Here is a 23,436-nt window from a genome sequence, read left to right on the forward strand (position 1 = left end):
ACAGGGCCGAGACAACCAACTGGAGCAATCATGGTGCATCACATTTCGAGGCGGACTTTCGCCAAACGCGCTGCGTGTCTCGTGCCGGGCGCGGCGCTGCTGCCGGCTCTCGCATTCGCGCAGGGCGATGCGGCGATGGGGCGGCTGATCGTGGGCTATCCGCCCGGCGGCACGCTCGACCAGACCGCGCGGCGCCTGACCGAAGCGTGGCGCACGCAGGGCCGGCCGTACCTGGTGGACAACCGGCCGGGCGCCGCCGGGCGCATTGCCAATGCGCAGCTCAAGCGCGAGAAGCCGGACGGCAGCGTGCTCCTGTGCACGCACACCTCGGCCATGACGATCTACCCGCACGTGTACACCCGCCTCGCGTACGACCCCGCGAAGGATTTCAGGCCCGTCGCCTTGCTGTCCTCCGCGGCCTGCGCCCTGGCCGTGAGCAGCGCGGTGCCGCCCGAGGTGAAGACGCTGGCCGACTACGTGCGCTGGCTCCAGCGCACCGAGACCGGACGCACCTACGCATCGCCCGCGGCCGGCTCGCTCGCGCAGTTCCTGGGCTACCGCTTTTCGCAGGCGGCGGGCGTGCCGCTCACGCACGTGGCCTATCGCGGCTCCGCGCCCGCGGTGCAGGACCTGCTGGGCGGCCAGATTCCCGCCTACCTCGGCTTCGTGGGCGACTTCCTGCAGTACCTGGACAGCGGCAAGCTGCGCCTCCTGGCCGTGACCAGCGAACGCCGCTCGCGCTTTCTGAAAAACGTGCCGACCTTCGCGGAGCAGGGCTTCGAGACCGTGACCGGGCTCGAGAGCTACGGCGTCTACGCACCGGCCGCCACGCCGGAGAAAACGGCGGCCGCGCTCGCCGAAGCCACGCAGGCCGCATCGCGCGACAGCACGCTCATCGCCGGCCTCTCGCAGATCGGCCTGGAAGTGGCCTACCTCGGGCCGGCCGACTGCGTGCGCCTCATCGCCGCCGAGCAGGAGCGATGGAAGCCGGTGGTCGCGGCCTCCGGCTTCAAGGCCGACGAGTAAGGCGGGCAAGCAAGAAAACCCCTCAAGCAGAAAAAGGAAAAAACACCCATGACCGACCAGGAACAACTGATCGAGACCAGCCTTCCGTTCCTCGCGGAAATCCAGAACATGACCACGGGCACCGAGGTGGAGCAGTGGCTCAACGCCACCTACCCGCCGGGCTCGCCGCTCTACGACGCGCTGGCCGCGCTGGTGCAGGCGGGCGTGCGCGACGGCTGGGCCGCCAACGTCGAGATCCAGGGGCGCAAGTACCGGCGCGCGCGGCTGTGCGATCCGTCGGCGCGCACGTTCGGCTTCAGCATCACCGCGGTCTACATGGACAGCGCGGACAACACGCAGGGCAACCCCGAGGAGAGCTTTCGCGGCGACTACCACGCGCACCCCTACGGCGAATTCAACATGGTGGTGCCGCTGAACGACGGCGCCGCGCTGGCGGGGCCCAACGGGTGGTGCTACGGCGGATGGACCGCGCCCGCGCCGGGGAGCCATCACTATCCGGAGGCCAAGGGCGGCGCTGTCATCGCGCTGTTCTATCTGCCGGCGGGGCGGATTTCGTACGACATGAAGGCGCCGGGCATCGCGTCGTAGCGCACGCGTCGCACAAGTCTTGTTCAGGCCTCGCTGGCCGCGGCTTCCGCTGCGATCCAGCTCTCGAAATCGCGCACGCGCTGGGGCACCGGCCGGTCCGCGCGCCAGGCCATGAAGTAGCCGCCCTCGGTGGGCACGCGCAGGTCGAAGGGCGCCGCCAGCCGGCCGCTGGCCAGGTCGTCGCGCACGAACGCGAAGAGGCCCACCATCACGCCCAGCTCCTCGGCCGCCGCCTGGTAGGCCATGGCGGCGTTCTCGAACTGCAGGCCGCGCCGCGTGTCGATGCCGGGCGCACCGGCCGCCGCGAGCCAGGTCTGCCAGTCGTGCGGCCGGTTGAGCGAACTGAGCAGCGCCTGGTGCGCGAGATCGGCCGGCGCCTTCAGCGGCGGCTCGCGCCGCAGCAGCGCCGGCGCGCACACCGGCAGCAGCGTCTCGCGGAACAGCAGCCGGTAGCCGGGGCCGACCGGCGGGCTCGGCTCCGAGTGGATGCTCACGTCGATGTCGTCGCGATCGAAATCGGTCGGCTTGTGCGAGGTGGTGATCTGCACGTCGATGCGCGGATGCAGCGCATGAAAGCGCGCGAGCCGCGGAATCAGCCAGCGGATCGCAAACGTCGGCGGCAGCTTGATGCGCAGCAGCCATTCGTCGGGGCTCTGCTGCTGCAGCTGGCGGGTGCCGTGCTCGATCTGGTCGAGGGCCACCCGCATGCTCGCGAAATAGCTCTCGCCCGCGGGCGTGAGGCGGATGCCGTGCCGTCCGCGCTCGAAGAGCTGCACCCCGAGCCAGTCTTCCAGCGTGGCGATGTGACGGCTGACGGCGCCCTGCGTCACGAACAGCTCCTGCGCGGCGCGCGTGAAGTTGCCGCAGCGCGCGGCCGCCTCGAAGGCGCGCAAGGCGTTGAGCGGGGGCAGTTTGCGTGTCATGGGGTATGAAGTTTACTCATGCCTGCATGCCTTTATTGTGATTGCGAGGCGTGCGGGTCGAGGCATAGCATGCGCTCATTACAAAGACAGGAGACACGCGATGACGATGAAGAAACTGCATGCCTGCTTGCATTCTTGCCTGATGACCGCGGTGCTGCTCGGCGCGCACGGCGCGGCATCGGCCGATGACTCGGCCGCCAAGGGCTATCCCGCCCAGCCCATCAAGCTGATGGTGCCGTGGCCCGCGGGCGGCGGCGTGGACACCACCGCGCGCATCGTGTCCGAGCTCTTGGGCCATCGCCTGGGCCAGCCCTTCGTGGTGGACAACCGCGCGGGCGCGGGCGGCAACATCGGCACCGAGCTCGCGGCGCGGCAGAAGGCCGATGGCTACAACCTGCTGATGTCCTCGATCAGCCCGAACGCGGTCAACATCAGCCTCTACACCAAGCTGGGCTTCGATCCGGTGAAGGACTTCGAGCCGATCGTCTACGTCTCGGCCGTGCCCAACATCCTGGTGGTGCCGGCCAACTCGCCGTTCAAGACGGTCAAGGACGTGATCGACGCGGCGCGCGCGAACCCGGGCAAGCTCAACTACGGCTCGGGCGGCATCGGCTCCTCGCAGCATCTGGCCGCGGTGCAGTTCGCCGCCGCCGCGAAGATCGACATCGTGCACGTGCCCTACAAGGGCACCGCGCCGGCCGAGGCCGACCTCGCGGCGGGCCATGTCTCGCTGATGCTCGACACCACCACCTGCCTGCCCTTCATCGCCGGCGGCCGCATGCGCGCGCTGGCCGTGGCCTCCAAGGTGCGCAACCCGGCGCTCCCCGATGTGCCGACCTTCGACGAGGTGGGCCTGAAGGGCGTCTACGCCTCGTCGTGGTACGGCCTCTCGGCGCCGGCCGGCACGCCGCGCCCGATCATCGACAAGCTCAACGCCGAGGCCAACGCGGTGCTCAAGTCGCCCGAGTTGCAGAAGCGCATGGCCGCCTTCGGCGCCGAGGTCGGCGGCGGCACGCCCGAGGACTTCGGCCGCTTCATGGCGAGCGAGACCAAGCGCTATGCGGAGATCGTGCGCATCTCCGGCGTGAAGCTCGACTGATCGTTTCTTCCTTTTCTCCTTTCCCCTCATGTCCCTCGCTCCCCGCACCCTCTTCGACAAGATCTGGCAGCCGCACGTGGTGACGCAGCGCGACGACGGCCAGAGCCTGCTGTACGTCGACCGCCACCTGGTGCAGGACGGCTCCGCGCCGGCCTTCGAGATGCTGCGCCAGCGCGGCCTTCCCGTGCGCCGCCCGGAGCGTGCCTTCGCCACGCCCGACCACTACGTGCCCACCGGCTCGCGCGCGCTCGCCGACATCGCCGACCCCGAGAAGCGCGCGATGGCACAAGCGCTGCAGGACGACAGCGCGGCCGCTGGCATCCGCTTCTTCGGCCTCGATGATCTGCGCCAGGGCATCGTGCATGTGGTGGGCCCGGAGCAGGGCCTGAGCCTGCCGGGCAGCGTGATCGTCTGCGGCGACAGCCACACCGCCACGCACGGCGCGCTCGGCGCGCTGGCCTTCGGCATCGGCGCCTCGGAAGTGGCGCACGTGCTCGCCACGCAGACGCTGTGGCAGCGCAAGCCCCGCACGCTGCGCGTGACGATCGACGGGCGGCTGTCCGAGGGCGTTTCGGCCAAGGACATCATCCTGGCGGTCATCGCGCGGCTGGGCGCTGCGGGCGGCACGGGGCACGTCATCGAATACGCGGGCGAAGCGATCCGCGCGCTCTCGATGGCGGGGCGCATGACGGTGTGCAACATGTCCATCGAGGCCGGCGCGCGCGCGGGCATGGTGGCGCCCGACGACACCACCTTCGAATGGCTCGCGGGCCGGCCCGAGGCGCCGCAGGGCGCCGCGTGGGACGAGGCCGTCGCGCGCTGGCGCGAGCTGCCCAGCGACGAGGGCGCGGTGTTCGACGCCGAGCTGCGCCTCTCGGCCGGCGACATCGCGCCGATGGTCACCTGGGGCAACAGCCCCGAGGACGCGCTGCCGATCACCGGCCGCGTGCCCGACCCCGCCGACGCCACCACCGCCGAGCGCCGCGCATCGATGCAGCGCACGCTCGCCTACATGGGTCTCGAAGCGGGGCAGATGCTCGACGAGGTGGCGGTCGACCGCGTCTTCATCGGCTCCTGCACCAACGGCCGCATCGAGGACATGCGCAGCGCCGCCGAGGTGGTGCGCGGGCGGCGCGTGGCCGAGGGCGTAGAGGCCTGGGTCGTGCCCGGCTCGGGCCTCGTGAAGCAGCAGGCCGAGGCCGAGGGGCTCGACGCCGTGTTCCGCGCGGCGGGCCTGCAGTGGCGCCATGCCGGCTGCTCGATGTGCCTGGGCACCAACGGCGACCAGGTGGCCGCGGGCCAGCGCTGCGCCTCGACCTCCAACCGCAACTTCGTCGGCCGCCAGGGGCCGGGTTCGCGCACGCACCTCATGAGCCCGGCGATGGCCGCGGCCGCCGCCATCACAGGGCGGCTCACCGACGTGCGCAGCCTGCTCGCATCGCACTGACGACAACCTTCGAACAGCCATCCCATGGAAGCTTTCACACGACTCGAAGCGCTCGCGGCACCGCTGCCGCGCGCCAACATCGACACCGACCAGATCGTGCCCGCGCTGTACCTGCAGAAGCCGCGCTCCGACAACTTCGGCGACTATCTTTTTCATGACGTGCGGCACGACGTGCATGGCCGGCGGCGCGATGAATTCGTGCTCAACGCGCCGGTGTATGCCGATGCGCGCATCCTGGTGGCCGGTCCTAATTTCGGCTGCGGCTCGTCGCGCGAGCACGCGGTCTGGGCGCTGTACGACGGCGGCTTTCGCGCGGTGATCGCGCCGAGCTTCGGCGACATCTTCTTCAGCAATGCGTTGAAGAACGGCCTCTTGCCGGTGCGCCTGCCCGAAGCCGTGGTGCAGCGAATGCTGGACGACCTGCTCGCCGCACCCGGCACGCGCATGACCGTCGATTTGCGCACGCAGACCGTCACCGGCCCGCACGAGCGCGTCGAGCCCTTCCGCATCGACCCGTTCCCGCGCCAGTGCCTGCTCGAAGGCCTGGACGAAATCGACTACACGCTGGCGCAGCACGCGGCCATCGACGCATTCGAGCAAGGCCGCGCGCGCGGCGCGGCTCCTCTTTGAAGTGTGACCCTGAAAGGTTTGAAATGAAGATTGCAGTGATGCCGGGCGACGGCATTGGCGGCGAGGTCACGGCGCAGGCCGTGAAGGTGCTCAAGGCGGTGGTGGGCCACGGCCAATCGCTCGAACTGGTGGAAGCGGCGATCGGGCAGGCCGGCATCGACGCCGCCGGCGATCCGCTGCCCGCGGCCACGAGCGAGATCGCGCGCAAGGCCGACGCCATCTTGTTCGGCTCGGCCGGCATGCCCGGCGACGAGGAGATCCCGTTCATGATGCGGCCGGGCGCGAGCCTGCTGCGCTTGCGCAAGGAGCTGGGGCTCTTCGCGAACTTCCGGCCGGCTTTTCTTTTCCCCGAGCTGATCGGCGCTTCGACGCTCAAGCCCGAGGTGGTCGACGGGCTCGACCTGATGATCCTGCGCGAGCTCACCGGCGACGTGTATTTCGGCGAGCCGCGCGGCAGCGGCCTCAACGCCAACGGCGAGCGCGAGGCCTTCAACACGATGCGCTATTCGGAGCCCGAAATCGAGCGCATCGCGCACGTCGCGTTCCGCACCGCACGCGCGCGCAGCCGCAAGCTCTGCTCGGTCGACAAGGCCAACGTGCTCGAGGTGATGCAGCTGTGGCGCGAGGTGGTCACGCGCGTGGGCAAGGACTATCCGGACGTCGAGCTCACGCACCTCTTCGTCGATGCGGCGGCGATGCAGCTGATGCGCACGCCCAGGCAGTTCGACGTGATCGTCACCGGCAACATCTTCGGCGACATCCTCTCGGACGCCGCCGCGATGCTCACCGGCTCCATCGGCATGCTGCCCTCGGCGTCGATGGCGGCGGGCAGCTTCGGGCTGTACGAGCCGGTGCACGGCACCGCGCCCGATATCGCGGGCAAGAACCTGGCGAACCCGCTGGCCTCGATCCTGTCGATGGCGATGATGCTGCGCTTCTCGTTCGACCAGGCGGGCAATGCGCAGCGCGTGGAGGGCGCCGTGCGCCGCGTGCTGGCCGAGGGCCTGCGCACCGGCGACATCTTCCAGCCCGGCTGCACGCGCGTGGGCACCCAGGAGATGGGCGATGCGGTGGTGGCGGCGCTCGGCAAGGCCGCGGCCTAGGGTCTGACGCAGCACCAGCACCAGCACCGGGATGTGCGGGTGCGCGAGCCCATGAGGTGTGTGCGCGATGCGCTCAGGGGCCGCGCTTGGGCCAGTGGTGGCGCGTGCCGCCCGCGCGGCGGTCGGCCTTTTCCGGCACCACGCCCTGCGCGCTCAATTCGGTGCCACGCGATTCGAGCCGGCGCAGGCACTGCAGAAAGATCTCGATGTGCGCGGCATCCATGCCGTCGAGCAGTTCGGTGTTCAGGCTCGCGATGCGCGGGAACAGCTCGCCGTAAAGCTGCCGGCCCGAAGGGCTCAGGCGCACATGCACTTCGCGGCGATCCTCGGCGTCCTGGCGGCGCTCCACCAGTTTCTTGTCGGTGAGGCTGCGCAGGCCCCGCGAGGTGCGCACGCGGTCCAGGTCGAGCCGCTCGGCGAGTGCCGAGGGCGTGAGCTCGCCGACCTCCGCGAGCGTGCCGATCATTCCCCATTCGCGGCGCGTGATGCCGAAGCCGCCTTCGACCATGCGCGTTGCCATGCCGCTGCCGGCACGCGCGGCGCGCGAGAGCCGGTACAGGAGCAGGTCGTCCAGGGAACGGGGAGCGCGCAGGGCGCCCGCATCGGGAAAAGCTGACATGGAAATGGCAAGGGGTTGTGGCTGCGCCGCCTCGGCAGCCGATGATGGATTAGATCAACTATTTGTTACCTACGTATAAACAAAGTAACAAAAGCCGGCCTGTCGCCGGAAGCAGGAGATCTCGTGGCCATTGTCTTTTCCCGGCGAAAGCTCACCGCATGGTGCATCGCCGCCTTTGCGGGTTTCGCCGCCGTCGCGTCCGCTCAAGCGCAGAACCTGGACGGCCCGCTCACGCTCGTCGTCGGCTACGCGCCCGGCGGCAGCACCGACCGCATGGCGCGGCTCATCGCCGAACGGCTGAGCCCGAAGCTCGGCGTCGCCGTGACGGTCGAGAACCGCCCCGGCGAAGGCGGCCGGCTCGCGGCCAAGCAGATCAAGCGCGCGACCGCCGCAGAGAACATCCTGATGCTCGGCAATCCGGCCGTGATGCTGATCGCGCCGCTCGTCATCAAGGACGCGGGCTACGACCCCGACAAGGACTTCGTGCCCGTCTCCCAGGTCAGCAGCTACGACTTCGCGCTGGCCGTGGGCAACAAGCTGCAGCTGGACCGCGCGATGTTCCTGGTGGGCCGCCTCTGGGCGCATCCGGAAGAGGCCGTCTTCGGCGTGCCGGCCACCGGCAGCCTGCCGCACTTCTTCGGCCTCATGGTGGGCGATGCGCTGAGCGTGCAGCCGCAGATCAAGGGCTACGGCGGCTCGGCGCCGCTGTCGGCGGACCTGAGCGGCGGCTCACTGCCCATCGCGATCGACACGCTCGATTCGCTCTATGCGCAGCACGTGGCCGGCAAGATCCGCATCCTGGCGGTGTCGGGCAAGAAGCGCGCGAGCTTCGCGCCCTCGGTGCCGACGTTCCGCGAGGCCGGCATGAAGATCGATGCCGACGGCTGGAACACCTTCTTCGCGCCGAGCAGCTTGCCGCAGCCGAAGGTGCAGCTGCTGGCCACGAAGATCCGCGAAGTCATGCAGGACCCGGGGCTGCAGAAGGCAGCCGATGCGCTCTACATCACGCCGGTCGTGAGCACCGCCGCGGAAACCGCGCAGATGCTCAAGGCCTACCGCCAGCAATGGGAACCGGTGGTGCGCCGCTCGGGCTTCGCGCCCTGATCAGTTCGCGAGCGCAAGCAGCGGCACGCCCGCATACGCGAGCCTGAACGCGTAGACGATGGCCGCCGCATAGCCGGCGGTCACCAGCCAGACTGCTGCGCGCCCGAACGGCACGCGCCACATCGCGATCAGCGCGCCGGCCAGCGGCAGCACCTGCTGCGCATGCACGCCGAGAAAATGCGGCACGCGCAGATCGCCGCCGGTGGCCGACCAGCCCAGCACGGGCAGCATCGCGCCGCCCGCGAGCGCGCCGAAGGTCGGGCCTTCGTGCTGGCTGATCGCGATGCCCGCGCCCGCGCCAGCCACGAAGGTCAACACGAGGCCGATCACCGTCGCGAGCCGGTAGGCCGGCGGCAGCGCGCCGCCGTGGCGCGCGAACTGCCAGGCGAGCGGCAAGGCCGTGACATTGAGCGCCAGCGCGCCCACGCCCATCAGCGCGTACATCACGGCGTGGAAGACCGAGCTGTTGTTGAAGTGCGAGGCCTGTCCGAGCGCGGCCTGCAGCGTGATGTAGCCGACCTCGAAGGTGCCAGCGGCGATGACGACGGCGACGATGGCGCGCACCACGGGCGAGTCGCGGCGCTCGCGCGGCAGGTCGCCGACGAGCCAGGCCATGGTGAGTGCATAGAGGCTCACCGAGGCCATGAACTTCAGCGGCTTGACCCACACGCCGACGCCGTTCAGCGTGCGCGGATCGAAGTAGCTCGCCACCAGCGCGGGTACCATGATCGCGAGCAGCAGGCCGCCGAATTCCGCGAGTTGCGGCTGGCGTGTGTAGAGCGCACGCGCGAGCCGCATGGAGGCCGGTGCCACGCGCAGCGCCAGAAAGGCCAGCAGCCCGACCGGTCCGAACAGGAAGGTGAGCGCGAAGCAGGGGATCAGCAGCACCGGCGCGATGCCGGCGCGCTCGCCTTCGCGCGCGATCCAGGTGCCCACGAAGAGATCGAAGGCCAGGTAGTGGAACCACCCTGCGGTGAGCAGGCCCGGATGCTGGAACAGCGCATGCACCGCCGACAGCGAGCTGTAGCCGCCGCCCTCGGCCGACGACCAGTACGTGGCCATCAACCACCAGTAGACCAGGCCGAGCCCGACCGGAATGACGATGCCGGTCAGTGCCCAGATGGCGGGCTTGGCGCGGCCGAGCCAAGGCGCCGCGCCCAGGGCCGCCCAGGCGGGAAGGGCGATGGTGCCGCCTGCGCTGAAGAGTGAATCGAACATGAGGGCCTCGCTTGAAAAGGGTCGGGACGAGAAAGGATGGGTGCTATCTTGACGGTGTTTAGATAAAAACGCCAGCACAATTTGAACGGTGTAAAGTTCACGCTTCGAAGACTCCGGACATCGAGCAGCCATGGCGGCAAGAAAAAAACCAGTGCAAGTCCCCGCGCCCTACCACCATGGGGACCTGCGCGCGGCGTTGATCCAGGCCACCGAAGGCCTGCTGGCCGAGAGCGGCATCGAGGGGTTCTCGCTGCGCGAGGTGGCGCGCCGCGCGGGCGTGTCGCCCGCCGCGCCGCTGCATCACTTCGGCAGTGCGGCGGGGTTGCTGACCGAGGTGTCCATCCTCGGCTTCGAGGAGCTCACGCGCTGCCTGCGCGAAGGCACGGCGACAGGCGGCGACGACCCCGCGCGCAGGCTGCGCGGCCAGGGCGTGGGGTATGTGCAATTCGCGCTGGCGCATCCCGGGCGCTTTCAGCTCATGTTCCGCAAGGACCGCCTCGTGTGGGACGAGCGGCTCAAGCACGCGGCCGACGCGGCCTTCCTCGAACTCGAGCAGGTGGTGCGCGACTACACGCGCTGGGGCCGCGACAGGCCGCTGGACCACGCGACCCAGGCTGCTGTGATCGCGGCCTGGTCCACCGTGCACGGCTTCGCGCATCTGGCGCTCGACGAGAAGTTCGGCGGCCCCGCGGATGCGCAAGGCACCCGGAGTTTTGTCGACGGCATGCTGCCGGAAATCATGCGGCAGCTCTGGCCCTGAGCCCGCTCGGGAAACCTGCGCGGGCCACAGCGACCGCAGCGCCTGTAACCGCCGCCGGATCGTGTGAGCGATCTCCAGTGAACGGGGCTGCCGACCTGATTTTCGTTGGCAATCTGGCGTTCGCGCCTTCTTCAAAGCATTTTCATTCGGTGCCGAAGCTGGCACGCTCGACCCATGCAAACCAAGCTTCGCGGCGCGCTCGAGATGAGCGCCGCCATGGTGATTTCCGGAACCATCGGATGGTTCGTCGTGCGCTTCGACCAGCCGCTGGTCGACGTGCTGTTCTGGCGCTGCGTGTTCGGCGCGGCCACGCTCTTCGTCGCGTGCGCCGCGCTGGGCGTGCTGCGCCGCGGCCTCACGCCGCGCACCTTCGCGCTGGCCGCGTTCGGCGGCGTGGCGCTGGTGGCCAACTGGCTGCTGATCTTCGCGTCGTTCTCGCGCGCATCGATCTCCATTGCCACCGCGGTCTACAACACGCAGCCCTTCATGCTCGTCGCGCTCGGTGCGCTGCTGTTCTCCGAACGGCTCACCGCGATGAAGGTGGGGTGGCTGTGCATCGCATTCGCGGGCGTCGTACTGGTGGCGCAGGCAAAAGGTGGTGGTGCCGGCGGTGGCGGCGGGGACTACTTCACGGGCGTGCTGATGGCACTGGGCGCGGCCTTCTTCTATGCCGTGGCCGCCATCGTCGCGAAGAAGCTGGGCGACATGGCGCCGCACCTCATCGCGCTGATCCAGGTCTGCGTCGGCATCGCGATGCTCGCGCCGTTCGCGCACCTGCGCACGCTGCCCACCGACGCGGCCACCTGGGGCGTTCACCTCACGATGGGCGTGATCTACACGGGGCTCGTGTTCATCCTGCTGTACGGCGCGATCCAGAAGCTGCCGACGACGGTGGCCGGCGCGCTGTCGTTCATCTACCCGCTGGTGGCGATCGGCGTGGACTTCGTGGCCTTCGGCCAGCGGTTGACGCCGGCGCAGCTCGTGGGCGCAGCGGCCATTCTGCTCGCGGCCGCGGGCATGACTTTCGGGTGGACCTTGCCCGGACTGCGGGGACGCTCGCCCGCGGCGCGCAAGGGCTGAGGGCTCACGAAGCGCGCGACCCGGGCGACTGCAGATGCCGCTGCAGCCAGGCCCGCATCATCGTGCGCCGCTCGATGCCGGGAGCTGCCGCGAGAAAGGCTTCCGCATCCGCCCTGGACAGCGGCTCGGACCGCGCCACCGTGGTCGCCACGGACTGCACCTGCAGCCAGAGCGCGCCGCAATGGACGCACGAACGGATCGTGAGTTCGTACGCGTCGACCCGCCCAAGGTACGCCTCGGTGGGGTCGCGCCCGGGCGTGCCGCAGCAGGTCCATTCGAGGCTCATGTCTTGCGGCCGTCGCGCCGCGTTCGCCCATCCCGCGAAGCGGGACCAGAGGCTTGTTCTTGCTTGCATGTCGATGCTCCGACGGCCACGCTGCGATGGATTCGAGCGGCGGACCGGAGCAGCAAGGCTATCGAAGCGCGCGTAAAAAAGGCGCAAAAAAAGCCAACGATCGGCGCGGCTTTGGACCGCTTCGAATCGTTGGCTGCCCACTCGCGTGGGTGCCGGATCGCCGCCTACCCGGCGCGCTGCTGGCGCCGGCCCAGCGCGAACACCGAGTTCGGCGCGTCCACGACGAAGGGCTTGCGTGCGGGCGTGCCGACCACGGTCGTGCGCCTGCTGCCGGCCACGCTGGTGGCGGCCTGCACGCCCTTGGCTTTCTGCTCGTCGACCAGGCTCTGCAGCGAGATCGATTTCAAAAACTCGACCGCCCGCAGGTTGACCGAGGCCCAGAGCTCGTCGACCTCGCAGCGGCCGGTATCGTCCACGTCGTCGCCCGCGCGGCGGCGCGTGGTCTCGTTGCCGTGGTCCTCGATGGAGAGCACGATGTCGGCCACGCTGATGAGCGCGGCCTTGCGGCTGAGCGAATAGCCGCCGCCCGGCCCGCGCGTGGATTCGACCAGGTCGTTGCGGCGCAGCTTGGCGAACAGCAGTTCAAGGTACGACAGCGAGACCCGTTGGCGCAGGCTGATGGAGGCCAGCGTGACCGGGCCCGAGCGGCCGTGCAGGGCGATGTCGATCATCGCGGTGACCGCGAAGCGGCCCTTGGTAGTGAGGCGCATGGAAAGCTCCCTTCGTGACTTGGTGAGCGTTACTCGTCCCGGCCGCCGCCCATGCCCAGAAGGGCGAGCAGTGCCTGGAACACGTTGTAGATGCTGAGATAGACGCCCAGCGTGGCGGAGATGTAGTTGGTCTCCAGGCCGTCCTTCACGCGCTTGAGGTCATGCAGGATGAAGGCCGAGAAGATGCCGATGGCGGCGACCGCCAGCGTCATCATCAGCGCGCTCGACTGGATGAAGAAGTTGGCGATGCCGGCCACCAGCAGCAGGATGGCGCCGATGAAGAGCCACTTGCCCATGGACGACAGGTCGCGCTTGATGACCGAGGACAGCGTGGCCATGCCCAGGAAGATCGCGCCGGTGCCGGCAAAGGCCGTCATCACCAGGTTCGCGCCATTCGAGAGGCCCAGCACCGAGCCTACGAGGCGCGAGAGCATCAGCCCCATGAAGAAGGTGAAGGCCAGCAGCACCGGCACGCCGGCGGCCGAGTTCTTGGTCTTCTCGATGGCGTACATGAAGCCGAAGGCGCCGCCCAGGAACACCATGAGGCCGATGCCCGGCGACATGGCGCGCGCCAGGCCCGTGGACACGCCGATCCAGGCGCCCAGCACGGTGGGGACCATCGACAGCGCGAGCAGCCAGTAGGTGTTGCGAAGAACGCGGTTGCGTTCCTGGGCCGACGCGACGGGTGCGTCGAAGCCGGGGTGGTAGATGGGTTGACCGTTGTTCATTCTGATTCCTTGATCGGGCGCCCCGGCGGTGCGGGAACGCGGTGTGGCACGGGAAAAAAGCGGGGTGTTCGCGATGCGAGCGGTTGCCGGAATGCGGCGGCGCGGTCGGATCGACAAAGAGGGAGCCGCAAAGGCTCCAGGTCGCGGCGGAGCCTTAGGCGACCAGGGCGGTGCCGCGGGGTGGCCGCTTGGGCCGATCGAGGAGCGGTGAGAGCGCGGGCGTCAGGGCGAGGCCGCGCGGTTGTTCCGAGAGAAAGAGCACGACCGGCACGGGGTGCCGGGCATCGACCAGTTCGACGTGCTCGGAGCCCGCCTCTTCATGGGAGGGGAGCTCGTCCGCCAGGTCCATGGCGTCGCTCACGAAGGCATCGGAGAGCGACATGCCGGTCGTCACACAGGTCTGCATGTCGGCGCCCGCATGCGCGGGATGCCCGGCGCCCATCAGGCCCTGCGCGAACACGGCAAGGCCGTAGCAGGACAACATGAGGGTGAGGACAGTAGCGGCGAACCAGCGTGACATGAAGCCGCGATTTTACCCGGCGCGCCCCGACCGGCCTTTTTACGGGTTGTTTCGCCCATCCGGACGGTCGGACGTTTCAGGTTTCCAGGGCGGCGGGCGCCGCCTCGTCCCCGGGCTGCAGCCACTCGCGCGCATGGGTGCGAAGCGCGTCGATCTGCAGCCAGACCAGCGCCAGCTCGGTGTGGATGGTGCGTTCCGCCGCGCCGGCATCGCCCGCCGGCGCCACGGCGGCCGCGAGGGCTGCGCGAACGGCCGGCTCGGTGGCGGGCTCGTCCGCGATCGCGCCGCCCTGCAGCCCGCCGGCCAGCGCATCGAGCGCCGCCGCCGCGCCTTCGGCCGCCTCGCGCAGCACCGCCATGTGCGGCGAATCGGGCAGCGCGGCGCGGTGCGCGCCGAGCGCCGACAGGTAGCTCAGCAGCGTGTGCGAGCGGATCAGGAAGCGCAGCGCGATGCCCGCGCGCGGCCGCACATAGCCCGGCTCGCGGAACATGTCCGACACGGCGGTGGAGAGCGCCGCATCGGCGTTGTGGTCGTTGCGCCGCGCGAGGCGGTAGTCCAGGTGGTCGCGCGGGCCGGTGCCGTACTGCTCGACGATCCGGCGCAGGTACCCCGCGTGGCTGCGCATGGCGGTGGCGGCCAGCTCGTTGATGCGCCGCGCCTGCCAGTGCGGCAGCACCAGGAGCACCGCGAGGCCGGCGATGGCGCTGCCGATGGCGGTGTCGACCAGTCGCGGCACGAGCAGGAGGCCGCTGTCGCCCACCTGGTTGAAGCACATCAGCACCAGCAGCGTCATCGCGGCCGTGGCGAGCAGATAGCGCGTGGCGCGCGTCGCGAAGAACAGCACGCCGGCCGCGACCGCGATCACCGACTGCACCAGCGGCTGCGGAAAGAGCTGCAGCAGCGCCCAGCCCGCGACCACGCCCAGCGCCGTGCCGGCGATGCGCTGGCCCATGCGGGAGACGGTGTCGCCGAAGGTCTGCTGGCACACGAACAGCGTGGTCAGCAGGATCCAGTAGCCCTGCGCGGGGTGGATGGCCTGCATCACGCCGTAGCCCGCGGCCAGCGCGATCGCCAGCCGCAGCGCATGGCGAAAGAGCGGCGAGCGCGGCGTGAGCTGCCGCCGCACGCGCTCGGCCGCATCGCGCCACGAACGCGGCGAGCGGTTGAAAAGGCCCATCTCGGTCCGTCCGGCGCGCGCCGACGGCTGGCTCGCACCGGCGAGCTGGCCGTCCAGCTGCGCGAGGTTGCGCGCGAGCGCCTCCACAGATGCGAGCAATGCCAGGCGATCGGGCGTGGTGGCGCGCGCCCGTTCGTGCTCGATGGCGCCGCGCAGGTCGGCCAGCGCCTGCACGGTTTCCTCGCCCACCTCGAAGGGCTCGCGCCGCGCGATCGAGCCGGCCAGCCGCTGGCACGCCAGCCCCTGCAGGCCGAGCACGCGCTGGCAGCGGTACAGCAGGTCGCTGTGGAAGAAGGCATCGGCCAGCGCGTTGTAGTCGTCGTGCGAGGAGCTCGCGCGCTCGTGAACGTCCTGCGCGATCAGGTAGAGCCCGCGGTAGCGCGAGAGGCGCCCGGTCGGCGCCCGCGCGCCGATGCGGCGGAAGATGCTTTCCTTGGCGGCATTGAGCTCGCTCACCACTTCGGCGTTGAGCTGTGCGAGCGAGAGCCGCTTCTGCGCGATGTCGATGCCCCGCAGCGGCTCGAACAGCGACGCCTTGAAGCGCACGAAGTTGCCCAGCACCGTGAACAGCGTGACCAGCCGCGCCTGCACCGGCTGCGCCGGAAAGGCCGCGCACCACAGCACCGAGAACACGCCGTACCACGCGGCACCGGCCAGCAGCAACAGCGGCTCGCGCCCTCCATCATGGCCGTGCGTGGCCTGGTTCTCGATGCCCAGCGTCGCGTACATCGCCAGGATCAGCGTCGCGTAGGCGATGGCCTTGTAGCGCGCCTCCACCGCGCCCAGCATCGTGAGCCAGAAGGCCGCGAACGCCAGCCCCGCGATGAAGAGCACCGGCCGGCCGAACAGCGCCTCCACCGAGAAGGACACCACCGCGAAGCACGCGAGCGTCACAAGCTGCGCGCGAAAGCGGCCGCGCCAGCTGTCGTCGGTCTCGGCGAGCGCGCTCGCGATGGCGCCGAGGAAAAGGGGAATCACCGCATCGGGATGGCCGGTGTAGCCGCACACCGCCATGAGGCTGCCGAGCGTGAGAAGAATGCGCAGCGGTTGCGCGCGGGAGGCAAAGGAACGCAGGCGCTGGCGCAGCGAATCGGGGGACAGGGGAAGCATGGCTGCAATCTTGCACGATGCATGCCACGGCGCCGCCACGCTCCGGCCATCGCGTCAGCCCTGCGGCGGCGCCTCCCACGCGAAGCCCACGCCATAGACAGAACGAATCCAGTCGTGCGAAGGCGACACCGCGCCCAGCTTGCGGCGCAGGTTCTTCACGTGGCTGTCGATGGCGCGCTCGGTCACGTCCACCGTGTCGTCGTAGGCGAGCTCCAGCAACCGCGCGCGCGAGAAGATGCGCCCCGGATGCCGCGACAGCACCTGCAGCAGCCCGAACTCGCGGCGCGTGAGGTTCAGCGGCGTGCCTTCGAGCGAGGCGCGCCAGTGCACGTCGTCCAGCACGAGGCCCGGTGCATCGCCTTGCGGAGCCTGCCCGGGCACTTTCCCGGCCACGTTCCCGGGCGCCGTGCGCCGCAGCACCGCGCGCACCCGCGCCACCAGCTCGCGCGGCGAGAAGGGCTTGCACACGTAGTCGTCCGCGCCCAGTTCCAGCCCGAGCAGGCGATCGACCTCCTCGATGCGCGCGGTGAGCATGATGATCGGATGCGCCGTGTGCTCGCGCGCACGGCGCAGCACCTCGATGCCATCCAGCCGCGGCAGCATGATGTCCAGCAGCGTCAGGTCGGGCGGCGATGCGACGATGCGCTCGAGCGCGCTCTGTCCGTCGGTGAAGTGCTCGGTCTCGTAGCCGGTGTGGCGCAGGTAGTCCTGCACCACCGAGGCGATGTCGATCTCGTCCTCGACGATGACGATGCGTGTCATGCGGATGCCGCCAGCGGAAGGGTCAGGGTCATGCGCAGGCCGCCCAGCGGCGAGGCCGCCGCCTCGATGCTGCCGCCATGCGCCTCGATGGTCGCGCGGCAGATCGACAGGCCCAGGCCCGAGCCGCCGAGCGCACGGCTGCGCGAGGTCTCGCCGCGGAACAGGCGATCGAAGAGGCGCGGAATTTCTTCCTCCGACACGCCCGGCGCGCTGTCGTCGAACAGCAGCGTGAGGCAGTTGCCGGTCCACGCACCCTCGACGGTCACCTCGATGCGAAGGCGCCCGCCGGCATCGGTGTAGGCCAGCGTGTTCTCCAGCAGGTTCATGAACACCTGGTGCAGCCGGTGCGCGTCGCCGTCGATCACCGGCTGGGCCGATGCGGCGATGCGGTCGATCGCCTCCCGGTCGACCGCGATGCCGCGCTGGGCGAAGCGGTCGCGCGTGTGGTCCAGCGCCTCCTTCAGCAGCGTGAGCGGAAACACCGCGGTGGTGAGCAAATCGTTCTGCGGCTCGCGCATGCTGCTGCGCAGGTCGTCGACCAGCTGGCCGAGGCGGATCACCTGGCGGTGCATGCGCAGCGCGGTGCGTTCGTCGAAGGTGCGCACGCCGTCCTGCAGCGCCTCGATTTCCGCGCGCATCGCCGCGAGCGGCGTGCGCAGCTCGTGCGCCGCATCGGCCAGCCACGCGCGGCGCGAGGCCTCGACCTTGTCCAGTCGCTGCGCCATGTCGTTGAAGGTCTTGCCCAAGAGCGCGAGTTCGTCCGAGCCATGCACGGCCACGCGTGTAGAGAGGCGCCCGCGCGCCACGTCCTGCGCCGCCTGCGTCAGCGCATCGATGGGCTTGAACCAGCGGCGCGCCAGCAGCCACGACAGCACCAGCGCAAAGGCCAGGCCGCACATTCCGGTGAGCGCGATCACGCCGGACTGGCGCGCGAGGAAGGCGCGGTCGGCCTCGCTTTCGAAGCCCTGCGCGGGCGCGAGCGCCAGGTAGCCGACGACCGAGCGCCCACGCCGGATCGGCATGCGCGCGGCGTTCTCGAAATCGATGGTGGCGCCGACCACGAGAGCCCCCTGCGCATCGAGCACGGCCAGGCGCTGGTAGATCGAATCGGCGGCCGAGCGCGGGTCGGGAAAGAACCAGGGCGGCGGCGGCATCGAGAAGCGCCGGGGCAAGAGGTCCAACTGCGGCGACGCAGAAGAAGCAGAAGAAGAGGCGGGCGGCTGCGGCGGCGGCGAACCGTTGTCCGGGTCGCCGTCGGGGCGTGCCGTGCGGCGCTCGTACCAGGGCGGCAGCCGCCGGTCGTCGGGGCTGGCCGCGCCGTCGAGCACGATCGCCAGCTGGCCCATGCGCAGGCGGTGCCAGGCCTCGTCGTTGTCGCGCAGCTTCTTCCAGTCGCCGTTGGCGACGTAGTGCTTCAGGAGGAGCTGCGAGAGCCAGTCCATGCGCCGGATCTCGATCTCGGCGACGTAGGCGCCCAGCCCCCGCTGCAGCGCAATGATGGAAAAGCCCACGAAGCTGAGCAGCAGCACGATCAGCAAGGCGGCCAGCGCCAGGAAGATCTTGCGGGAGAGGGTCAGACGCGGCATGGGCTCAGAAGGCGTGAATGAATCCGGCGTGCCCGAGCAGCCTGCCCAGGCGCGCCCAATCAAGGCGCAAAGCGCAGCCATAGCTCGGGCTATGGCGAGCATTTGCAACGCCGAGTGGGCGCGCCTGGGCGGGATGAGCGGGCATGGTGGATTCGTTCACGCCTTCTCAGGGCATGGCGGCATTCTGCGGCATGCGTTTCGGGCAGGGGGCGTCATAGGCAAGCGGCGGATCATGGCGGCCAAATGGGGAGGAATCTGGGAGAACCCGCTCCCACATTTCTCCCGATTCGAAACGCACGATGCGTGCCCATGAACCCGGCCACGCTTCGCTCACCGAAAAAGTTCCTCCCGGCCTTCGCGGCCGCCGCGCTGGCCTGGGCCAGTCCCGGGCATTGCGCGCCGGCGCGCTCGGCCTGGTCGTGGGCCGATGTCTGGTCCGATCCCGGCATGGACCTCGTCCTGCTGTGGCTGACGGCGATCTTCTGGGTGGTCACGCATGTGTGGACGCTGCTGGTGGTCTGGGCGGAAGCGCGCGCCACGCGTGCCGAAGCGCCGGGCGGCGAAGCCGAGGAGGAAAGCGCATGAGCCGCAACGCACCATCCGTCGAAGGCTGAGCGTTGCGAACCGCGATGCCGTCTCACAGCGAAACCGCCTGGGTACATGCCGCGGCGACACCGTCAACTGACGCGCTGCCGTTGGTGCAGCGCCTCATGGGCCTGTTGGCCTTCATCGGACTGGCGTTGGGCGCTTGCATCGCCGCGCGCGGCGGATGCAGCGAGCGCCACCCGGCCGAAGGGCGCAACGCGAGTCTTTCGACCCTCGCGCCCATCATGCGCACTGGTCCCGCCACGCCGCTCGAAGCCGCGTGCCGCGCTCAGGCCGGCCGTTCCGCAAAGCTGAAACCCACGCCGTAGATCGACCGAATCCAGCCGTGCGAGGGCACCGCGGCCGTGAGCTTCTTGCGCAGGTTCTTGATGTGCCCGTCGACCGCACGCTCGTTCACGTCCAGCGCTTCCGGAAACGCCGCCTCCAGCAGCTTGGAGCGCGTGAACACCCGCCCCGGATCGCGCGACAGCGTGCGCAGCAGCAGGAGTTCGCGGCGCGTGAGATCGAGCGCGTGCCCCTCCAGGTGCGCGCCGCCGTGCGCGTCCCGGAACGACACCGACTTCGACGGCGCCGCGCAAGCCCCGTCCCGCTGCGCATGGCGGCGCAGCACCGTGTGCACGCGCGCCACCACTTCGCGCGGCGAGAACGGCTTGCAGACGTAGTCGTCCGCGCCCAGGTCGAGCCCGCGCAGGCGATCGACCTCGCGCGTGCGCGCCGTCAGCATGATGATCGGATGGTCGCTGTGCGAGCGCACCTTCTGCAGCACCTGGAGGCCGTCGATCTGCGGCAGCACCACGTCGAGCAATGTGAGCGCGGGCGGCGAACTCAGGATGCGGTCCAGCGCCGCCGCGCCGTCGCCGATGTGCTCGACCTCGTGGCCGGCGTTGCAGAGGTGGTCCAGCAGCGCCGAGGCGCTGTCGCGCCCGTCTTCAACCATCAGGATGCGGCTCATGGCGTGGCTCCTTCCTTGCTTCTTTTCAAAAGGACGTGCCGATCTGGAACTGGAAGCGCTGCGTGCGGTCCGCCGCGATGCCGTTGGCGGTGTCCTCCTTCTGGTAGGCGAGCGGCACCGCGTACGCCAGGCGCAGCGGGCCGAGCGGAGAGATCCAGCTGATGCCCAGGCCCGCCGATGCGCGCAGGCGGTTCTGCGCTTTCCATTGCGCATCGGTCATGCTGGCCGTGCGGTCGGCGAACACGTTGCCCGCGTCGAGGAAGGTGTAGAGCCTGAGCGACCGGTCGTTGCCCGCGCCGGGGAAGGGCGTGCTGAACTCCATGTTGAAGATCGCCTTGCGTGTGCCGCCCAGCGAGCCGCCCGTGACGGCATCGACCGGCCCGAGCGAGTTCTGCTCGAAGCCGCGGATCGAGCCGAGCCCGCCCGCGTAGAAGTTCTTGAAGATCGGGAAGGTGCTGCCGCTCAATGCCTTCGCATAGCCGAGCTGGCCGTTGATGGCGAGCGTGTATTGCTTGGAGAGCGCGAAGTACTGCTGGTACTGGTAGTCGGTCTTGAGATAACGCAGCGCGCTGCCCACGCCCACTTCGAGGCTCGCGCGCTGCAGGCGGCCGGTGGTCGGCACCAGCGCGCTGTCGCGGTCGTCGCGCGACCATCCCACCGTCGCGGGAATGCCCACCACGTCGCTGCCGGTGCACACCACGCTCGGCGCGGTGCCGGTGCACTTGAAGTAGTCCAGGTAAGCCTGCGGCGTGCCGGTGTAGACGTAGGAGCCGTCGACCAGCGTGTACGAACCGTTGGTGCCCGGCGTGAACGAATAGCGCTCCACGCCGATGCCCAGGAACACCGTGTCCAGCTCGCCCACCGGCAGCCCGAAGCGCACCGAGCCGCCGTCGCTCGCGAGCTTGTAGTTGCCGTCGGCCTCGTAGTAGGGCCGCGTGGTGGTGTGGAAGACATTGACCGTGCGCGAGATGCCGTCCTTCGTGAAGTACGGATCGGTCGCGGTGAGCGAGATCGAGCGGTTGTACGAACTCGTGTTGACCTGCAGCCCGAGGTAGTTGCCCGAGCCGAACACGTTCTCCTGCGTGATGCCGAAGCTCAGCGAGATCTTGTCGGTCGACGAGTAGCCCGCGCCCAGCTGCAGCGAGCCCGTGGGCTTCTCGGCCACGTTCACCGCGAGGTCGATCTGGTCGTTGCTGCCCGGCACCTCGGCGGTCTCGACGTTCACCTCGGTGAAGTAGCCCAGGCGATCGACCCGGTCGCGCGAGAGCTTGATCTTGTTGCCGTCGTACCAGGCGCCTTCGAACTGGCGGAACTCGCGGCGGATCACCTCGTCGCGCGTGCGCGCGTTGCCGCCGATGTTCAGGCGCCGCACGTACACGCGGCGCGCAGGTTCGGCCTTCAGCACCATGGTGACGCGGTTCTTGATGCGGTCGATCTCGGGCTCGGCCTTCACGCGCGCGAAGGCGTAGCCGAAGGTGCCGAAGTAGTCGGTGAAGGCCTTGGTGGTGGCGGCCACGTCCTCGCCGTTGTACGGGGCGCCGGGGCGCACCGTCACGAGGGTCTTGAACTCGTCTTCGCGGCCGAGGTAGTTGCCCTCGAGCCGCACGCCGGCGACCGCGAACTTCTCGCCTTCGGTGATGTTGAGCGTGAGGTCCAGCGACTGCCGGTCCGGCGAGATGGCGACCTGCGTGGAGTCGATGCGAAATTCGAGGTAGCCGCGCGTGAGGTAGTAGCTGCGCAGCGTTTCCTGGTCGGCCGCGAGCTTGCTGCGCGAATACTGGTTCGACTTGGTGTACCAGGCGAGCCAGCCGCCGCTGTCCTGGTCGAACAGGTCGAGCAGCGTGCCCTCGCTGAAGGCCTGGTTGCCGACGACGCGCACGCTCTTGATGCGCGCCGACTCGCCTTCGACGACGGTGAACGTGAGGTTCACGCGGTTGCGCTCCAGCGGCGTGACGGTGGTCACCACCTCGGCGTTGTAGAGGCTGCGGCTCACGTACTGGCGCTTGAGTTCCTGCTCGGCGCGATCGGCGAGCGCCTTGTCGAAGGGGCGGCCTTCGGCAAGGCCGATTTCCCGCAGCGCCTTTTGCAGTGCGGCCTTCTCGAATTCCTTGGTGCCCACGAAATCGACGTCGGCGACGGTGGGGCGTTCTTCCACGACAACGACGAGCACGTTGCCGTCGACATCGATGCGCACGTCCTTGAAAAGGCCCAGCTCGAACAGTGCGCGGATGGCGGCGCTGCCGCGTTCGTCGCTGTAGTTGTCGCCGGCCTTGATGCCGAGCGTGGAGAAGACGGTGCCCGGCTCTACGCGTTGCAGGCCTTCGAGCCGGATGTCGCGCACGGTGAACGGATCGGCGGCCCATGCGGGCGCAGCGGCCATCGAGAAGAACAGTGCAGCGACGGCCGCGAGGAACTTGGGAAGTTGCATCGCCGCATGGTCTTCGCCAATGTCGGAGAAATATGGGACGCCCTCCGGTGCGTTCGGTAAAGAGCGTTACTGCAACCCCATGGCGCTCACGGCGGGCCATTGCATCGAGAGAGGCTGTTCGCTTCTTTCGCGGCAGTTCTGCAGGTGCGTCTCCATGGACAGGTCGCCCTGGATGTCGAGCAGGCGCTGCACGGTGCGCTCGACCGCATGGGCATCGAGCAGCGGATAGGTGCGCGCGGTGCGTCCGTTGTTGCGCACGAGCCGCGCGATGTAGGGCAGGTCTTGCTGCGTGATGACGGCGGCGGGCATCACGCCTTCGAGCTCGACGCCTTCGCACGGCAGCAGCACGAAGTATTGAAGGCGCAGGTCGTCGGGCAGCAGGCTGCGCAGTTGCGTCGTCTTGCGGCCGCCTTGCCATGCGGGGTCTTTCACTTCGCGTGCGCGCGTGCATCCGTTGATCCGCAGGAACCAGCGCGGCGGGGCTTCGCCGGACTTCTTCCGGTAGACGAAGGCGTTGCGCCATGCCTTGATCTCGAACAGGTAGACGCCGGTCTCGCACACGATGACGGCGTCGATGCGCGCCGTGGGAACCGCGCACCCCGAGGGCATCGGGATGATGAGGTTGCGAAGAATGCGCAGGTGCGAAAAGGCCGGCGTGAATGCGTTGGACAGCTGCTGTATGCCCAGCGATGCGGCGACGGTGCTTTGCAAAACAATGGTCATGTGGACTCCTTCGGAAGGCCGAAGCATTGCCGGGCTTTTGGGAGACTTTTAGTACGTGCCGTTCAAAGGTGCGTCGATGCCGCCGGCCGCTCGAACCCCGACGCGTGCGCTCAAAACAACACCGCATGCAAAGCACGCCGCATCCACCAGATTCCTCCAAATTTGAACGAGACCATGCGTTC

The 23,436-nt window shown here is 69.2% G+C and carries 23 protein-coding genes; 10 read left to right on the top strand and 13 right to left on the bottom strand.

Annotation, left to right across the window (positions count from 1 at the left end; genetic code table 11):
• Positions 1–30 precede the first annotated feature (30 nt).
• Positions 31–1,026 (top strand): tripartite tricarboxylate transporter substrate-binding protein, encoded by a 996-nt coding sequence (locus tag ACZYRS_RS07660; RefSeq protein ID WP_463418755.1) that lies wholly within the window; start codon positions 31–33, stop codon positions 1,024–1,026.
• A 48-nt stretch (positions 1,027–1,074) separates the two neighbouring features.
• On the top strand, positions 1,075–1,614 hold the full coding sequence (locus ACZYRS_RS07665; RefSeq protein ID WP_463418756.1) for a 4-hydroxylaminobenzoate lyase: 540 nt from the start codon (positions 1,075–1,077) through the stop codon (positions 1,612–1,614).
• Positions 1,615–1,637: 23 nt separating this feature from the next.
• Here the strand turns inward: ACZYRS_RS07665 and gcvA are convergent, their stop codons facing one another.
• Complete coding sequence (gcvA, locus tag ACZYRS_RS07670) at positions 1,638–2,537, bottom strand: transcriptional regulator GcvA (protein WP_463418757.1); 900 nt, start codon at positions 2,535–2,537, stop codon at positions 1,638–1,640.
• 100 nt (positions 2,538–2,637) lie between these two features.
• On the opposite strand from gcvA, the gene ACZYRS_RS07675 reads away from it, so the two are divergent.
• The 4 genes from ACZYRS_RS07675 to leuB are packed head-to-tail and all read left to right on the top strand — an operon-like array spanning position 2,638 to position 6,816.
• Positions 2,638–3,636, top strand: coding sequence for a Bug family tripartite tricarboxylate transporter substrate binding protein (locus ACZYRS_RS07675; protein ID WP_198785034.1), 999 nt, complete (start codon positions 2,638–2,640; stop codon positions 3,634–3,636).
• A gap of 28 nt (positions 3,637–3,664) precedes the next feature.
• Positions 3,665–5,083 (top strand): 3-isopropylmalate dehydratase large subunit, encoded by a 1,419-nt coding sequence (gene leuC, locus ACZYRS_RS07680; RefSeq protein ID WP_463418758.1) that lies wholly within the window; start codon positions 3,665–3,667, stop codon positions 5,081–5,083.
• Positions 5,084–5,107: 24 nt separating this feature from the next.
• On the top strand, positions 5,108–5,713 hold the full coding sequence (leuD, locus tag ACZYRS_RS07685) for a 3-isopropylmalate dehydratase small subunit (protein WP_198785036.1): 606 nt from the start codon (positions 5,108–5,110) through the stop codon (positions 5,711–5,713).
• A gap of 23 nt (positions 5,714–5,736) precedes the next feature.
• On the top strand, positions 5,737–6,816 hold the full coding sequence (gene leuB, locus ACZYRS_RS07690; protein WP_463418759.1) for a 3-isopropylmalate dehydrogenase: 1,080 nt from the start codon (positions 5,737–5,739) through the stop codon (positions 6,814–6,816).
• A gap of 73 nt (positions 6,817–6,889) precedes the next feature.
• Here the strand turns inward: leuB and ACZYRS_RS07695 are convergent, their stop codons facing one another.
• On the bottom strand, positions 6,890–7,435 hold the full coding sequence (locus ACZYRS_RS07695; protein WP_463418760.1) for a MarR family winged helix-turn-helix transcriptional regulator: 546 nt from the start codon (positions 7,433–7,435) through the stop codon (positions 6,890–6,892).
• A 123-nt stretch (positions 7,436–7,558) separates the two neighbouring features.
• Between ACZYRS_RS07695 and ACZYRS_RS07700 the strand changes: the two genes are divergently transcribed.
• Complete coding sequence (locus ACZYRS_RS07700; RefSeq protein ID WP_463418761.1) at positions 7,559–8,539, top strand: tripartite tricarboxylate transporter substrate-binding protein; 981 nt, start codon at positions 7,559–7,561, stop codon at positions 8,537–8,539.
• Here the strand turns inward: ACZYRS_RS07700 and ACZYRS_RS07705 are convergent, their stop codons facing one another.
• Entirely contained in the window at positions 8,540–9,757 is a 1,218-nt protein-coding gene (locus ACZYRS_RS07705) for an ABA4-like family protein (RefSeq protein WP_463418762.1), read from the bottom strand.
• Between the two features lie 151 nt (positions 9,758–9,908).
• Here ACZYRS_RS07705 and ACZYRS_RS07710 point away from each other — a divergent pair, with 151 nt between their 5' ends.
• Both ACZYRS_RS07710 and ACZYRS_RS07715 read left to right on the top strand, forming a co-directional pair.
• Positions 9,909–10,517 carry a TetR/AcrR family transcriptional regulator gene (locus tag ACZYRS_RS07710; RefSeq protein WP_198785042.1) on the top strand — a complete coding sequence of 203 codons (609 nt, stop codon included), beginning with the start codon at positions 9,909–9,911 and terminating at the stop codon, positions 10,515–10,517.
• Positions 10,518–10,691: 174 nt separating this feature from the next.
• Positions 10,692–11,597 carry a DMT family transporter gene (locus ACZYRS_RS07715; RefSeq protein WP_463418763.1) on the top strand — a complete coding sequence of 302 codons (906 nt, stop codon included), beginning with the start codon at positions 10,692–10,694 and terminating at the stop codon, positions 11,595–11,597.
• A 4-nt stretch (positions 11,598–11,601) separates the two neighbouring features.
• Here the strand turns inward: ACZYRS_RS07715 and ACZYRS_RS07720 are convergent, their stop codons facing one another.
• The 7 genes from ACZYRS_RS07720 to ACZYRS_RS07750 all read right to left on the bottom strand — a co-directional run bounded on the left by ACZYRS_RS07720 (position 11,602) and on the right by ACZYRS_RS07750 (position 18,545).
• Positions 11,602–11,883 carry a hypothetical protein gene (locus ACZYRS_RS07720; protein ID WP_463418764.1) on the bottom strand — a complete coding sequence of 94 codons (282 nt, stop codon included), beginning with the start codon at positions 11,881–11,883 and terminating at the stop codon, positions 11,602–11,604.
• Between the two features lie 233 nt (positions 11,884–12,116).
• Positions 12,117–12,662, bottom strand: a complete 546-nt coding sequence (locus ACZYRS_RS07725) for an Rrf2 family transcriptional regulator (protein ID WP_198785045.1) — start codon at positions 12,660–12,662, stop codon at positions 12,117–12,119.
• Positions 12,663–12,691: 29 nt separating this feature from the next.
• Positions 12,692–13,390, bottom strand: coding sequence for a Bax inhibitor-1/YccA family protein (locus tag ACZYRS_RS07730; protein ID WP_463418765.1), 699 nt, complete (start codon positions 13,388–13,390; stop codon positions 12,692–12,694).
• Between the two features lie 154 nt (positions 13,391–13,544).
• A complete protein-coding gene (locus ACZYRS_RS07735; protein WP_463418766.1) occupies positions 13,545–13,910 on the bottom strand; it encodes a hypothetical protein in 366 nt (121 codons plus the stop codon).
• Positions 13,911–13,986: 76 nt separating this feature from the next.
• Positions 13,987–16,197, bottom strand: coding sequence for a YccS family putative transporter (yccS, locus tag ACZYRS_RS07740; RefSeq protein ID WP_463418767.1), 2,211 nt, complete (start codon positions 16,195–16,197; stop codon positions 13,987–13,989).
• 54 nt (positions 16,198–16,251) lie between these two features.
• Complete coding sequence (locus ACZYRS_RS07745; RefSeq protein WP_463418768.1) at positions 16,252–16,959, bottom strand: response regulator; 708 nt, start codon at positions 16,957–16,959, stop codon at positions 16,252–16,254.
• A complete protein-coding gene (locus ACZYRS_RS07750) occupies positions 16,956–18,545 on the bottom strand; it encodes an ATP-binding protein (RefSeq protein WP_463418769.1) in 1,590 nt (529 codons plus the stop codon). The genes ACZYRS_RS07745 and ACZYRS_RS07750 overlap by 4 nt, the downstream gene beginning before the upstream one ends.
• Before the next feature lie 309 nt (positions 18,546–18,854).
• Here ACZYRS_RS07750 and ACZYRS_RS07755 point away from each other — a divergent pair, with 309 nt between their 5' ends.
• Positions 18,855–19,130 carry a hypothetical protein gene (locus ACZYRS_RS07755; protein WP_463418770.1) on the top strand — a complete coding sequence of 92 codons (276 nt, stop codon included), beginning with the start codon at positions 18,855–18,857 and terminating at the stop codon, positions 19,128–19,130.
• Positions 19,131–19,419: 289 nt separating this feature from the next.
• On the opposite strand, the gene ACZYRS_RS07760 is transcribed toward ACZYRS_RS07755, so the two are convergent.
• The 3 genes from ACZYRS_RS07760 to ACZYRS_RS07770 all read right to left on the bottom strand — a co-directional run bounded on the left by ACZYRS_RS07760 (position 19,420) and on the right by ACZYRS_RS07770 (position 23,254).
• Positions 19,420–20,103 carry a response regulator gene (locus ACZYRS_RS07760; RefSeq protein ID WP_463418771.1) on the bottom strand — a complete coding sequence of 228 codons (684 nt, stop codon included), beginning with the start codon at positions 20,101–20,103 and terminating at the stop codon, positions 19,420–19,422.
• A gap of 25 nt (positions 20,104–20,128) precedes the next feature.
• The gene (bamA, locus tag ACZYRS_RS07765; RefSeq protein ID WP_463418772.1) at positions 20,129–22,531 is read right to left on the bottom strand and encodes an outer membrane protein assembly factor BamA; all 2,403 of its coding nucleotides are present in this window, start codon (positions 22,529–22,531) and stop codon (positions 20,129–20,131) included.
• Positions 22,532–22,597: 66 nt separating this feature from the next.
• Entirely contained in the window at positions 22,598–23,254 is a 657-nt protein-coding gene (locus tag ACZYRS_RS07770; RefSeq protein ID WP_198785059.1) for a nuclease-related domain-containing protein, read from the bottom strand.
• Positions 23,255–23,436: the final 182 nt, after the last annotated feature.

Source organism: Variovorax sp. AC194 (assembly GCF_979257995.1).

Bases quoted from the DNA above. Each gene is read 5' to 3' on its own strand.
- ACZYRS_RS07660 (WP_463418755.1), top strand. From the start codon at position 31: ATGGTGCATCACATTTCGAGGCGGACTTTCGCCAAACGCGCTGCGTGT.
- ACZYRS_RS07665 (WP_463418756.1), top strand. From the start codon at position 1,075: ATGACCGACCAGGAACAACTGATCGAGACCAGCCTTCCGTTCCTCGCG.
- gcvA (WP_463418757.1), bottom strand. From the start codon at position 2,537: ATGACACGCAAACTGCCCCCGCTCAACGCCTTGCGCGCCTTCGAGGCG.
- ACZYRS_RS07675 (WP_198785034.1), top strand. From the start codon at position 2,638: ATGACGATGAAGAAACTGCATGCCTGCTTGCATTCTTGCCTGATGACC.
- leuC (WP_463418758.1), top strand. From the start codon at position 3,665: ATGTCCCTCGCTCCCCGCACCCTCTTCGACAAGATCTGGCAGCCGCAC.
- leuD (WP_198785036.1), top strand. From the start codon at position 5,108: ATGGAAGCTTTCACACGACTCGAAGCGCTCGCGGCACCGCTGCCGCGC.
- leuB (WP_463418759.1), top strand. From the start codon at position 5,737: ATGAAGATTGCAGTGATGCCGGGCGACGGCATTGGCGGCGAGGTCACG.
- ACZYRS_RS07695 (WP_463418760.1), bottom strand. From the start codon at position 7,435: ATGTCAGCTTTTCCCGATGCGGGCGCCCTGCGCGCTCCCCGTTCCCTG.
- ACZYRS_RS07705 (WP_463418762.1), bottom strand. From the start codon at position 9,757: ATGTTCGATTCACTCTTCAGCGCAGGCGGCACCATCGCCCTTCCCGCC.
- ACZYRS_RS07715 (WP_463418763.1), top strand. From the start codon at position 10,692: ATGCAAACCAAGCTTCGCGGCGCGCTCGAGATGAGCGCCGCCATGGTG.
- ACZYRS_RS07720 (WP_463418764.1), bottom strand. From the start codon at position 11,883: ATGAGCCTCGAATGGACCTGCTGCGGCACGCCCGGGCGCGACCCCACC.
- ACZYRS_RS07725 (WP_198785045.1), bottom strand. From the start codon at position 12,662: ATGCGCCTCACTACCAAGGGCCGCTTCGCGGTCACCGCGATGATCGAC.
- ACZYRS_RS07730 (WP_463418765.1), bottom strand. From the start codon at position 13,390: ATGAACAACGGTCAACCCATCTACCACCCCGGCTTCGACGCACCCGTC.
- ACZYRS_RS07735 (WP_463418766.1), bottom strand. From the start codon at position 13,910: ATGTCACGCTGGTTCGCCGCTACTGTCCTCACCCTCATGTTGTCCTGC.
- yccS (WP_463418767.1), bottom strand. From the start codon at position 16,197: ATGCTTCCCCTGTCCCCCGATTCGCTGCGCCAGCGCCTGCGTTCCTTT.
- ACZYRS_RS07745 (WP_463418768.1), bottom strand. From the start codon at position 16,959: ATGACACGCATCGTCATCGTCGAGGACGAGATCGACATCGCCTCGGTG.
- ACZYRS_RS07750 (WP_463418769.1), bottom strand. From the start codon at position 18,545: ATGCCGCGTCTGACCCTCTCCCGCAAGATCTTCCTGGCGCTGGCCGCC.
- ACZYRS_RS07755 (WP_463418770.1), top strand. From the start codon at position 18,855: ATGAACCCGGCCACGCTTCGCTCACCGAAAAAGTTCCTCCCGGCCTTC.
- ACZYRS_RS07760 (WP_463418771.1), bottom strand. From the start codon at position 20,103: ATGAGCCGCATCCTGATGGTTGAAGACGGGCGCGACAGCGCCTCGGCG.
- bamA (WP_463418772.1), bottom strand. From the start codon at position 22,531: ATGCAACTTCCCAAGTTCCTCGCGGCCGTCGCTGCACTGTTCTTCTCG.
- ACZYRS_RS07770 (WP_198785059.1), bottom strand. From the start codon at position 23,254: ATGACCATTGTTTTGCAAAGCACCGTCGCCGCATCGCTGGGCATACAG.